The 12,693-nt window shown below is 65.9% G+C and carries 8 protein-coding genes and 1 tRNA gene; 7 read left to right on the top strand and 2 right to left on the bottom strand.

All coding sequences use genetic code 11. The features are described from left to right. Window positions 1-121: 121 nt before the first annotated feature. The 3 genes from J3E64_RS04520 to metW all read left to right on the top strand — a co-directional run bounded on the left by J3E64_RS04520 (window position 122) and on the right by metW (window position 2,498). Window positions 122-562 (top strand): hypothetical protein, encoded by a 441-nt coding sequence (locus J3E64_RS04520; RefSeq protein ID WP_253340235.1) that lies wholly within the window; start codon window positions 122-124, stop codon window positions 560-562. A gap of 209 nt (window positions 563-771) precedes the next feature. Continuing rightward, window positions 772-1,908, top strand: a complete 1,137-nt coding sequence (locus J3E64_RS04515) for a homoserine O-acetyltransferase (protein ID WP_253340233.1) — start codon at window positions 772-774, stop codon at window positions 1,906-1,908. After that, window positions 1,905-2,498 (top strand): methionine biosynthesis protein MetW, encoded by a 594-nt coding sequence (metW, locus tag J3E64_RS04510; RefSeq protein WP_253340231.1) that lies wholly within the window; start codon window positions 1,905-1,907, stop codon window positions 2,496-2,498. The genes J3E64_RS04515 and metW overlap by 4 nt, the downstream gene beginning before the upstream one ends. 28 nt (window positions 2,499-2,526) lie before the next feature. On the opposite strand, the gene J3E64_RS04505 is transcribed toward metW, so the two are convergent. Together J3E64_RS04505 and J3E64_RS04500 are read right to left on the bottom strand one after the other, a co-directional pair. Then, window positions 2,527-6,762, bottom strand: coding sequence for a translocation/assembly module TamB domain-containing protein (locus tag J3E64_RS04505; RefSeq protein ID WP_253340229.1), 4,236 nt, complete (start codon window positions 6,760-6,762; stop codon window positions 2,527-2,529). Further along, on the bottom strand, window positions 6,762-8,864 hold the full coding sequence (locus tag J3E64_RS04500; protein ID WP_253340227.1) for an autotransporter assembly complex family protein: 2,103 nt from the start codon (window positions 8,862-8,864) through the stop codon (window positions 6,762-6,764). The genes J3E64_RS04505 and J3E64_RS04500 overlap by 1 nt, the downstream gene beginning before the upstream one ends. 140 nt (window positions 8,865-9,004) lie before the next feature. Between J3E64_RS04500 and recJ the strand changes: the two genes are divergently transcribed. The 4 genes from recJ (at window position 9,005) to J3E64_RS04480 (ending at window position 12,558) form a co-directional block, all read left to right on the top strand. Beyond that, entirely contained in the window at window positions 9,005-10,765 is a 1,761-nt protein-coding gene (recJ, locus tag J3E64_RS04495; protein ID WP_253340225.1) for a single-stranded-DNA-specific exonuclease RecJ, read from the top strand. 103 nt (window positions 10,766-10,868) lie between these two features. Then, window positions 10,869-10,943, top strand: a tRNA-Glu gene (locus J3E64_RS04490). Window positions 10,944-11,148: 205 nt separating this feature from the next. Next, window positions 11,149-11,355, top strand: a complete 207-nt coding sequence (locus J3E64_RS04485; RefSeq protein WP_253340223.1) for a hypothetical protein — start codon at window positions 11,149-11,151, stop codon at window positions 11,353-11,355. 52 nt (window positions 11,356-11,407) lie between these two features. Continuing rightward, window positions 11,408-12,558, top strand: a protein-coding gene (locus J3E64_RS04480) for an IS3 family transposase (protein ID WP_253340221.1) whose coding sequence is annotated in 2 segments (ribosomal slippage) — window positions 11,408-11,645 and window positions 11,645-12,558 — 1,152 coding nt in all. Because the reading frame shifts where the segments join, the coding sequence is not laid out codon by codon here. Window positions 12,559-12,693 lie beyond the last annotated feature (135 nt).

Raw genomic sequence — 12,693 nt, 5'->3', positions numbered from 1 at the left:
ACCCATGGCAATGCCCTCCAACCGGCACCCATAGATTCAGACATTCATCGCTTTGGGAATCCCCAACGTGAGTCAGGATCATTGGAGGTTGGTATTAGGTCAGAGTGCGAAGCATAGGCCCATGAGCAAGCTGACCCTCCGCTATCAATACGATGCCAGTTTCTTCGACCCTAAGCGGCTGACAGACGATTTCGGTCGCCTGTCCATCGACGTTGAAAACGATCGCTTTTCAGGCAAAGGAGGATTCTGGGTTCAATGGCAGGACGTGAAGGAGTTTGGCGAGGCTTTGAGCGCCTTTCCTATCACGATAGATCATCCGATCGCAGTGCAGTGGGGTTATGAGATGCAGGAAGGGGACGACTTAATCCTGCGCCTTGAAATTGCCCCTGCGAACAATCGTGGCGACCTTGCGGTTCGCTATGAGATTGCTGATGACCATGAGCCGACCTGCCGCATACGAGGGTGGTTCAATACCAACTACCCCGACCTTGACTTATTCCGTGTCAGCATCGCGCGCTTAATCAATCGGGAGGCCGAAGAAGCAGTTTTGATTGGGCGGTAATGCCAGCTTCGCAGAATTTTTCTCTGATAGCTGCCAGTCCGCTTGCCACCCACCCCGGCGATTCCTTGAATGGGTCGGTGTCAGGTCTTTTGCGTGCCGAGGAACCCGGCGACGCTCCTTTCCCCACGGGGTTGGGCTACGCCGACCGCGCCGCCGGGCAGCGGTGCCAGATTGACAGCGCCGGTCGCCGGTCCTAGCGCGGCGCGACCATGGCCAGCGTCCCGATCCCCGATGACAGCCGTTTCGGCCTGCGCCGGCAGACATGCCTGCCCGGCCCGCTGCCCCTGTCCAGCGGCGCGCGCCTGGGGCCGGTCGACATCGCCTATGAAACCTACGGGGCGATGAACGCGGACAAGTCCAACGTCATCCTGATCTGCCACGCGCTGACCGGCGACCAATATGTGGCGTCAGACCACCCCGTCACCGGCAAGCCGGGATGGTGGTGGCGCATGGTGGGGGAGGGCAGGCCGGTCGACCCGGCGCGGCATTTCATCGTCTGTTCCAACGTCATCGGCAGTTGCATGGGATCGTCCGGCCCGGCGAGCGTCGACCCCGCGACCGGCGACCCGTATGCGATGCGCTTTCCGGTGCTGACGATCGCCGACATGGTGCGCGCGCAGGCGGCCCTGCTCGACCATCTGGGGGTAGAGCGGCTGGCGGCGGTGATCGGCGGGTCGATGGGCGGGATGCAGGCGCTGACCTGGCCCACCCTTTTTCCCGACCGGGTGGAACGCTGCGTCGTGATCGCATCGACCGCGCGCCACAGCGCGCAGAATATCGCGTTCCACGAAGTCGGCCGGCAGGCGATCATGGCCGACCCGAACTGGCGCGGCGGCGATTATTATGCCGATGGGCAGGTGCCGAGCGCGGGGCTGGCCGTGGCGCGGATGGCGGCGCACATCACCTATCTGTCCGAGGCGGGGCTGACCGAGAAATTCGGGCGGCGGCTTCAGGGGCGCGACGCCAAGACGTTCGGATTCGACGCGGATTTCCAGGTGGAAAGCTATTTGCGGCATCAGGGGCTGAGCTTCGTCGACCGGTTCGACGCGAACAGCTACCTCTACATCACCCGGGCGATGGATTATTATGACATCGCCGAGGACCATGGCGGGTCGCTGGCGCGGGCCTTTGCCGCGACGCGCGCCCGTTTCTGCCTGGTCAGCTTCGACACCGACTGGCTGTATCCGACCGCGGAATCGCGCGTGATCGTCCATGCGCTGAACGCCGGCGGGGCGCAGGCGAGCTTCGTGGAGCTGTCCAGCCCCTTCGGCCACGACGCCTTCCTGCTGGAAAGCCCGGAACTCAATCGCGTGGTGGACGGGTTCCTGCGCGGCGGGCGGGCATGAGCGGGGCGCTGCGCCCCGACCTGGCGCTGATCGCGCGCACGGTGCGACAGGGCGCGCGGGTGCTGGACGTGGGATGCGGCGACGGCGCGCTGATGGCGGCGTTGCGCGACGACAGCGGCGTGGACGCCCGGGGGCTGGAGATTGACGGGTCCAACGTCGCCGCCGCCGTGGGACGCGGCCTGTCGGTTGTGCAGGGCGATGCCGACACCGACCTGGCCTATTATCCCGACGTCAGTTTCGACTATGCGATATTGAGCCAGACGCTCCAGACGACGCGGCGGCCCGACCGGGTGGTGGAGGAATTGCTGCGCATCGGGCGGCAGGCCTTCGTGTCCTTTCCCAATTTCGCCCATTGGCGCGGGCGGCTGTCGCTGATGTGGGGCGGGCGGATGCCGGTGACGCGGCTGTTGCCCGACACCTGGTACGACACGCTGAACATCCATCATGTGACGGTGGACGATTTCCGCGCGCTGGTGCGCGAGCGCGGCTGGCATATCGACGGGCAATGGTTCCTGAAGGGCGACCGGGAAACCACCCATGCGAACGCCAACCTGTTTGCCGAACATGCGGTGTTCCTGCTGCGCAAATGACCGCAGGACGGGGGGCGCGGCCTGCCCCTCAATAATCCTTCGAATAGCGCAGGTTGGCCGACGATCCGGCGTTGGTGCCGGTCTTTGACAGCAGGCTGAGCGTTTTCGACAGGGCGATTTCCAACTGGGTGGCGGTAAAGCCCTTGGAGTCGGTGATGACCTCCACATAGATATTGTTGGAGATATGCTGGCCGACCGCCAGCGACGTGCCGCGCCCGGTCGCTTCGTCGCCGCCGACGATGCCGATCCGGTCGATGCCCGACGCGTTCTGGAGCTTGCCCATGGGGTTGAGCCCGCCGCTGCCGCCGCGCAGGCCGTTCAGCGCGGCGGCGAGCTGGACCGCCTGGAGCGCGGACAGGTTGGCGACATTGTCGCCGAACAGGATGCGCGAAAGGATTTCGTCCTGCGGCAGGGTGGGCGTGGAGATGAAGGCGATGTCGGGGCGCTGGGCGCTGCCGGTCACCTGGATACCCGCAGTCACGGTGTCGATGCGGGTTTCCGCCTTGATCGCCAGGGTCGGGTTGGTCATCGGCCCGTTGAAGCTGATCAGCCCCTGTTCGAGGTCGAACTGATGGCCCGAGAAGCTGTAGCGGCCGCGCAGCACCTGAACCTGGCCGACGACGCGCGGGTCGGTGGCCGTTCCGGTGATCCGCATGTCCGTCTTCCATTCGGAATCGAGGCCCATGCCGGTCACGTAGATTTCATTGTCGGCGCGCACGCGAAGGTCGAGCTTCCACGGTTTGGGCGCGGCGGCGGCCTTGCGGTCCGCGATCCGCTGGTCGAGCAGGTCGGTGCCCTCGCCCTTGCGCCGCACGCCGGTAAGCTGGCGGATTTCCGTGCCGCCCTGCCAGGCAACGCGGTAGCGGGTTTCGGGCAGGCGCAGGTCGCCCTTGATCAGTCCGCCGTCGGCCGCGCTGTTGGTGATGGCGAGCGTGCCGCTGACGACGCTGGTGATCGCTTCGCTGCGGGCCAGGCGGGCACGGTCGAGCTTGATCGCGATGTTCATCGGGAAGCCGCTGTCCGCCGCCAGCCCGACATCGCCCGAAGCCTGCACCGTGCCGTCGCCCGCCCGGCCGGAAAAATAGCGGATTTCGAGGCGGTCGTTGGTGAAGCGGCCGTCGAGCCGCATCTGCGTCACGCGGGTGCCGAAGCTTTCATTCTCGTAGGTGAGGCTGTTGGCGCGCACCACGCCGGTGAGGCGCGGATCGCCCAGCCGGCCGCTGAAATCCGCCGCGACGGCAAGGCCGCCGGTCAGTTGCTGGTCGGCGAGACCCGCGAAGGAGAAGAGCACGTCGGCGGGACCGGCATAGCGGATGCCGCCGCCCAGCGGCGCGTTCTGCAACCGTTCGGTCCAGTCCGCCCCCGACCCCGGCGGCGCCAGAGTCGCGGTGAAGCGGCCAAGCGTCGTGCCGCCACGGCGGATGAGCCCGCGCATGTCGCCGCCCGCCGACGACAGCGTCCCTTCCACGTTCATCGACACCGGGTCGGACACGGCGGTGAGGCTGGACCGGCGGAAATCGTTGATGGCGAGGCGCGTCGTGGCGGTCGGGAAGGCGTTGCCGGTCTGGCTGTAGTCGAGCGTGCCGGTCGCGCGGCCGCTGATGCCAAGGCCGGGCGCGGCGATGTTGGCGATGGCGAGATCGAAATCCTTGAAGCGGGCCTGCATGGCGGTGGTGCCGCCGAAGCGGCCGGCCAGGTCGACCTTGCCCTGCGGCAGGACCAGCGTCGCAGGTTCGAGGCGGTAGCCGCCGGCTTCGGTGCGGATGATCGCGGGCCGGGCGAGGCGGAAGTCGATATTGGCCGCCTTGCCTTGCAGGGCCACGGCGTAAAGATCGGGCCGCAACGCGGCGTTCAACGCGATGGAGAAGGGTATCCCGCTCGAGCCGTCGGCGACCAGTTGCGCCCGCCCGCGCCCGCCCTGATAATTGAGCCTGGCGCGTGCCTTGCGCACGACATAGTCGCCATAGGCGGCATTGCCGATCTGCGCATCCGCGCGGATCTGCGGCTGATCGGTCAGCACCATGGACGCGGTCACGATCGCCCGGCCGATGACGACGTCGGTATCGCCGGGCAGCTTCGCATTGCTGGCCGTGGCGTTGACGTCGACACCCTGCGCCTTGCCCACGGCTGCCAGGCGCACGTCGCCGGTTATGCCGGACCCGTTCATCGCAAGCTGCCCGGTGAAGGGACCGGCCGCGCTCTGCTGGATACGGCCCTGCATGTCGACGCCGGCGAAGCGGGCCTTCGTCACGTCGATGGTCAACGGCCCCTGTGCGGAGTGGATCAGCACATTGGCGAAGAAGGGACCATAGGGCGATCCGCCGGTCGCTTCGAGGCGATAGCCGCCCGTTTCGCCGTTCAGCCGGGCGACGACGTCGGTCAGCTGCACGCCGACATTGGGACGGGCGGCGCGCAGCACCGCCTGCGGCCGCTCCGCCGTCCCGCGCACGGTCAGCGCCAGCGGGCCATATTGTTTCGAGAAGGCGCTCGCGTCGAAGGCGATCTGCCCGTCCGTGTCATAGCTGCCCGACCCTGACCGGATGGTGAAATTCGGCGCCGCTCCCTTCAGTCCGGCGAGGGTGAACTTGCCTTCGGGCGTCATGCCGATCTGCCCGGACATGACCGCATTGCCGCCCAGGAAGTCGCGCACGGACGCATTGTCCCAGCGCGCGGTGCGCACGCCGAAGCGCCCGGACAGGCCGAAGCCGCCCCTGGGCCCGGGCACCAGTTCGACATCGGTGTTCAGATTGACGATGCCGACCCCGTCGATCCGGTAGTCGTTGACCCGTCCTTTCAGCGCGCCGCGATAGACGGCATTGTCGAGGTCCGCGAGGACGATCGCAGTGGCATCCACCTTGTCGCTGTCGATCTTGAGATTGTCGCTGATCAGCTTGCCGGCGGCATAGGCGAAATCGCCCTTCACCCGCAGATTCCGGAGCAGGCCGCCCGCCGCCGCGTTGAGGCCGGTCACGCGGGTCGCGGTCGCGTTCACCGGAATGCGGATGCGGTCGGCGTCGATCACAGCGCGCCCGCCGGCCTTCAGATTTTCGATGCCGCTCGCGTCGAAGGCGAGATATTTGGCGCTGAGGTCATAGTCGATGAACGGCGTTGCCATCGGCCCGTCCAGTATGACCGACGCGCGCACGTCCCGGCCCTTCACCTTGTCCATGATCGCGCCCGGCGTCAGCAGCGCGGCATTGATCCGCAACGCGCTGAACCGGCTCTTGCCCAGGTCGACAAGGCCCTGCGCATCGGCCGACATCGCGGGCGAGCGCAGCGTGCCCTTGAGGTTCACGCGCCGTTCGTTCAGGCCCGCGAACAGGTCCACGTCCAGTTGCGGAGCGGTCAACCGGTCGACCGTGCCGGCGAAAACCAGCCCCGGGCGCAGCGGTCCCCGCGCGGTGAAATTGCCGTCGCGGGCGGCCAGCGCGATATCGGCCAGCTCGCCCTTCGGCGAGGTGGCGACGATCCGTCCGTTCCAGGCCTGCCAGCTGCCCTTGCCGTCCAGCGTCGCGGTCACGCCGTCGGTCAGGCCCGACATCGCGGCGATGACGCCGCCGCGCGGCGCGGTCAGCGTGCCGTTCATGGCAAGGCGGTTCTGCGACGGCACCGCGTCCAGTTTCGCCTGCAATCGGTCGCCGCTGTCGACGATGGCGCTCGCTTCCAGCTGGGCGCGGCCGTCGGCGATATGCGTCACGCCGTCGATGGCGATTTCCCGCTTCTGCCCGATGACCGGCTTTGCGAGCAGAAACTTGCCGATCTTCAGCCGGTCGACGTCGATGTCGAGGTCGGGCAGGATCGGGGCGTTGGGGTCGCTTTCCGTCACATTGAACTGCGGGCTGCGCGCGAGCACCACCAACGGGGTTTCGAGCAGGCTGACCGACAGATGGTTGTTGGCGTAACGAAACGGTTTCCAGATGACATGGACGCGCGGGCTGACCGCGAACACGCCCTTGGGATCGCGCAGGATCAGGTCGTGGATCACCATGTCGCTGTAGATCGAACCTTCGATCCGCCCGACCTCAATCTGCATGCCCGATTGCATCTGGAGCGCGGCGATCTGGCGGATCAGGAAGGATTTGCCCTGCTGGGTATTGAGGCCGAGCAGCAGGCCGGCGACCAGCACCAGCAGGAAAACGACCAGGCCCGCGAATCCGAAGGCGATTTTTTGCCAGAGCGGGCGTCGTTCGCGGATCACCACCGTTTCGCCCGGTGCTTCGCCGGTCGCATCGGTGGCGGGGGGCGGGGTGTCGTCCTGCGCCATCAGAAGGCCTGCCCTATGCCGATATAGACGGCGAATTTGGATTCGCCCGGTTGCCGGTTGATCGGCATGGCGATGTCGGCCCGGAACGGCCCGAAATCGGTGTAGAACCGGCCGCCGACGCCGACGCCGTACCGCATGTCGGAAAATTTGGGGATCGCGCTGTCATAGACCTGGCCCGCGTCGACAAAGGCCACGACGCCGTAATTGCCGAAGCGATAGCGTCCTTCGACCGCGAATTCGTTGACCGACCGGCCGCCGATGGGATCGTTGTTCACATCCTTCGGCCCCAGTTCCTGATAGCCGAAGCCGCGCACCGATCCGCCGCCGCCGGCATAGATGCGGCGCGACGGCGCCACGTCGTCGCGGCTGACGCCGCTGATGGTGCCCAGCCGCGTGCGCGCGGCGATGACCAGGCTGTCGGACACGGGATAATAGCCCGAAAGGTCGAAAGTGGCGCGCAGATAAGGCGAGAATTTGCCCTGGAGCGATCCTTCCGGTTCGGCCCGCAGATTGGCGCGGAACCCCTTTGTCGGGTTCAGCAGGTCGTTGGACAGATCATAGCCGATCTGCACCGGCAGGCCGGCGATGAAATAGGTGCGCCGGTCCTTTTCGCCGGTGGCGGGATCGATCACCACCTGTTCGTTCGTGCCCAGTATTTCGGCGCCGTAGCTGTAGGTCCACCGTTTCTGGAATATCGGCGTCGACTGGCGCGACCAGCCGATGTTGATGCCGGCGGTGAAGGCTTCATAGGCGTCATAGTCCTGATGGTTGAGCATCAGGCCTGTCTGGAACGTCCTGTCGCGCTTGCCCGCGTTTGACCGGCGGAAGGTCGCCGAGGCACCCTGTTCCTGCGTGCCCGCGATCAGGCCCAGGATCAGCGCGCCTTCGGGCGGGAAAAGGTTGCGGTGGGTCCATGTGCCTTCGGCGCGGAAGCCCTGACCCGTGCCATATCCCGCTTCTGCGGCCAGCGTGCGCGGCGGCCCCGCCTGCTGGTCGACATGCAGGTCGACATATTCGGTGCCGTCCGGTCCGGCTTCGCCGGTGCGCACCGGGTCGACCGCGACACTGGAAAACAGCCCGGTCGCGACCAGTGCCTTGCGCAGGTCGTCGACCTTGCGGCTGTCGTATATCTGGCCCGGCTTGTACCGCTTCATCACCTCCATATGGTCGGCGCCGAAGGCCTGCTTCTCGCCGCTGGTGGTGATGGCGCGGAACGTACCGCGCGGGCCGGTCTCGACCGGCAGCGTATAGTCGCCCGTGACGGTCGCGGGGTCGAGCAGGATGTCGCGCTGCCCGACCTGGGCGAAGGGATAGCCGTTTTCCGGCAGCTTGACCCCGATGTTCGCTTCCGCCCCTTCCACGTCGGTCGCGACGATATAGTCGCCGGTCTTGAGCGGCAGGCTGTCGCGGACCAGCCCGGTCGGCCCGGTCGGCCCGGAATTGATCACGATCGCGCCCAGCTTGTAGCGCTTGCCCGGCGTGACGGAGACGATGGCGTTCAGCGTGCCGTCGCCCGCCTGGTCCAGGCTGGCGAGCGCGGTCGCGTCATAATAGCCCTGCGAATAGAAAAGGCGCACGGCCAGCTTCTCATCCTCCTGCGCGCGGGCCTGCACCATGGCGGCGGTGTCCGCCCGGCCCTTGCCGTCGATCAGCGCGGATTCGGCGCGGAACTCGTCCTCCAGCCCGGTCTTGCCGAACCCTTCGATGCTGGTGGCATACCTGATTTCGGGCAGCTTCTCGTCAGGGTCGTCGTCCGATGCCGCATTGGCCGGCACGGTCACGCTGTCGAGCGGCGGCAGCGGCAGGGCCAGTTCCTGTTCCTCGGCCGGATCGACGGCGGGGGGAAGATCGACCGGCCCGGTCGATTGCTGCGGCATCTGCTGGTCGATCCAGTCGTCGATCGAGGGTAGCGGGGCATTCGGGTCCGTCCCCTCCACCTTCGGCAGGCGGGCTTCGAACTGGTCGTCGGGCAGGATCGGCTCCTCGGCTGCCGAAGGTTCGGCCGTCGCCGGCGGCGTCTGGGCGGCCAGGGGCAGCGGCGAGACGGAAAGCAGCAGGGCGGTCACTATGCGCCGGACATAATATCCCTGCCGTCCCGTCATTATAGTGCGCAGCCCCTTTCGCGCCGCGCCCTGTTCTTTGCCCGGCAAAGAACCCATACGCTCAACGGGTTGCGAGGGTTCCGCAGATGGCATGTTTTCCTGTGCTTTCCACCGGGCGGACCGACGTCTAGAAGCGGATCATGACATTTGCGCTCAATATCTCGCGATCCCTGTCGGGCCAGCCATGGCGGTGGCGCGGTGCCGGCGCGAACGATCCGGCCGGCCGTCCCGACGACCTGGTCGCGCAACTGCTGCTGGCGCGCGGCTGCCCGCGCGATGCGGTGGACGCGCATCGCAACCCGACGATCCGGGACTTCATGCCCGATCCCAGCCTGTTCCGCGACATGGACGCAGCCGCCGAACGGATCGCCGACGCGGTGCAGCGCGGCGAGGACGTGCGCATCTTCGGCGATTATGACGTCGACGGTGCGACCAGCGCGGCGCTGCTGATCCGGCTGCTGCGCGACCTGGGGCTGGATGCGCGGCCCTACATTCCCGACCGGCTGATGGAGGGCTATGGCCCGTCCGGCGAGGCGCTGGTGCGGCTGGCGCGGGAGGGCGCCAGCCTGATCGTGACCGTCGATTGCGGCGCGCAGGCGTTCGAGGCCCTGGCCATGGCCAGGGCGACGGGCGTCGACGTGGTGGTGGTGGACCATCATAAATGCGCGACGGAACTGCCCGATGCCTTTGCCCTGGTCAATCCCAACCGGCTGGACGAAAATGAAGAGGCCGCGGCGCACGGGCATCTGGCGGCGGTGGGTGTCGCCTTCCTGCTCGGCGCGGCGCTGGTGCGGGTGCTGCGCGGGCGCGGCTGGTTCGCGGGTCGTGCCGAACCGGCGCTGATGGCGCTGCTCGACATCGTCGCCCTGGGCACCGTGGCCGACGTGGCGCAGCTCAAGGGGCTCAATCGCGCGTTCGTGGCGCAGGGGCTGAAGGTCATGGCCAAGCGCGGCAATATCGGCCTGTCGGCGCTGATCGACGCCAGCCGGCTGACCCGTGCGCCGCTGTGCCACGACCTCGGCTTCGCGCTCGGCCCGCGCATCAATGCCGGTGGCCGGGTGGGTCAGGCGGATCTGGGCGTGCGGTTGCTGACCACGGACGATCCGGCCGAAGCGGCGCGCATCGCCGCGCAGCTCGACCAGTATAACGAGGAACGGCGCGCGATCGAAGCGACGGTGCAGGAACAGGCCGAAGCCCTGCTGGCCGCGCAGGGCAACCGCGCCGTGGCGGTGATCGCGGGGGCAGGCTGGCACCCCGGCGTGATCGGCATCGTCGCCGGGCGGATCAAGGAAAAGGCGGGCCGTCCCGCCATCGTCATCGCGCTGGACGAAGCGGGACAGGGCAAGGGGTCGGGCCGCTCCATTTCCGGCGTCGACCTGGGCGCGGCGGTGCTGGCGGCCAAGGACAGCGGGTTGCTGGTGGCGGGGGGCGGCCATGCGATGGCGGCGGGGCTGACGGTCGAAACCGACAAGGTCGATGCGCTCGCCGATTTCCTGGACGACCGGTTGTCGGCCGCGGTGGCCCGGGCGCGCGACGACCGCGCCCTGTTGATCGATGCGGTCCTGGCACCCGCCGGCGTCAATCCCGACTTCGTGGCGGCGATCGAGCAGGGTGGCCCCTATGGCGCGGGCTGGCCGGCGCCGCTGGTCGCCGCCGGTCCGATGCGGGTGGTCAAGGCCGATATCGTGGGCAATGGCCATCTGCGCGCGATCATGAGCGGCGAGGACGGCCGTTCGATCAAGACGATCGCCTTCCGCAAGGCGGAAAGCGCCATGGGACAGGCCATATTGGGGGCGCCGCGCGACCGGCGCCTGTGGGTCGCGGGCAAGGCGAAGATCGACGATTGGGGCAGCCGCCCCGCGGTCGAACTGCATCTGGAGGACGCGGCCTGGGCGGATTGAGACGACGCGCAATTTCCTTGCGCATTAGGGGTTGACCGCCACGGCGTCTGCTCCTAATGCCCGCCTCGCTTCATCGCGTCGCCCATTGGACGGCGCGTCGAGTGGCCCCTTCGTCTAGCGGTCAGGACGCGGCCCTTTCACGGCTGAAACACGGGTTCGATTCCCGTAGGGGTCACCAGCACTATCAAGGACTTACATGTACCTTGACCAGAACCATCAAATATCCGTCAAATATATCAATGCGGTCGCTGGCGGTTTGCCGCGGACAATTCGAGCGTTGGCTCCTAACATGCTCACCAACTTCATTGCTTGCTTTCCCCGATGCAATATGGTCGCCGTGTCCAATCGCGCCGTACCGTGCGCGAATGGGAGACTAATTAAAAATGTCATCGGAAGCAGACTGGATTAACGCATACGATGCCCTCAAACTTCTACGCCCGCATCATGGTGGATCGGTACTTACCAAGGCGATGTTGGCAGAAGCGCTGAAAGATGGTGAACTCACAGCCCATGCTGATCGGATTTGGGAGAGCGATATCGGGCCGCTGAACTTGGCCTGGAAACAACGCGCGGATGCTGATGCCGAGTAGCCCCTAGATTTCTGGACGCCTTTGGTCCTAATTTTGAGGACAGGAGGCGACGATGGGGAAGCCCAACGTCAGTGATGAGTTCAAGCGTGATGCGGTGGCCCAGATCACCGAGCGCGGATATCCGGTAGCCGAGGTCTCGCAGCGGCTCGGCGTCAGTCAGCACTCGCTGTATGCTTGGAAGCGGCAGTTGGGCAGGCAAGTGTTGGGCGATGCCAGCAAGGATGCTGAGATCGGCCAGTTGAAGCGTGAGCTGGCCCGGGTGACCGAGGAGCGCGACATCCTAAAAAAAGCCACCGCGTATTTCGCCAGGGATGCAAAGTGAGATACGCGTTTGTTGCCGAGCATCGGAACCAGTTCAGGGTTCGGTTGATGTGTCGGTGCCTGCGCATCCAGCCCAGCGGCTTCTATGCCTGGCAGAAGAGCCCGCTTAGTCAGCGGGCTCGAGAAGATGCACGGCAGACCGATCTGATCCGCAAAGCTTGGAACGACAGCGGCAAGGTCTATGGCTACCGCAAGCTGCATGATGACCTGCTGGATCAGGGCGAGACTTGCTGCCCGAACCGCGTTGCCCGGCTGACCAGACTGGCGGGCATCAGGGCACAGATCGGCTACAAGCGCAGGCCCGGCAGCTACGGTGGCAAGCCGTCCCTGGTGGTCGACAACACGCTGGATCGCCAGTTCGACGTGGCTGCGCCAGACCGGGCCTGGGTGACCGACATCACTTACATTCGTACCCTGGAAGGCTTTGCCTATCTGGCTGTCGTGATCGACCTGTATTCCCGCCGCGTGGTGGGTTGGTCGATGCAGAGCCGACAGACCAGCGATGTGGTGCTGCAGGCGTTGCACATGGCGGTATGGCGGCGCAAACCAAAGCACCGGGTGCTGATCCACTCGGACCAGGGCTCGCAGCTCACCAGCATGGACTGGGCTGCGTTCATCCGCGCTCACAATCTTGAGCACTCAATGAGCCGGCGCGGCAATTGCCATGACAACGCGGTTGCCGGGAGCTTCTTCTCCTCGCTCAAGCGCGAGCGCATCCGGCGTCGAACATACAAAACCCGCGAGGAAGCCCGTCAGGACGTGTTCGATTACGTCGAGATGTTCTACAACCCGGTGCGCAAGCAGGTCAGGAACGGCATGCTGTCGCCCGTCGAGTTCGAACGGCAGCAGATTTTTGAAAGTGGAAGGCGTCTAGAAAACTAGGGGCTACTCATCGCCATTAAAAAACTGGAAACGATATCAGCACCTGCAAGATGAGCAAAACGACCTACTGTATTCATGTATGACGTAGTGTCAACGTACCGCTCAATCGCATAGCCATCGAGTTGAGAAGATCGA

It is taken from the genome of Sphingobium sp. OAS761, from assembly GCF_024168485.1.
In the GTDB taxonomy this organism is placed as follows: Bacteria; Pseudomonadota; Alphaproteobacteria; order Sphingomonadales; family Sphingomonadaceae; genus Sphingobium.
The sequence above is the reverse complement of the archived record's forward strand: the minus strand, read 5'-3'. Positions and strand labels throughout refer to the sequence as shown.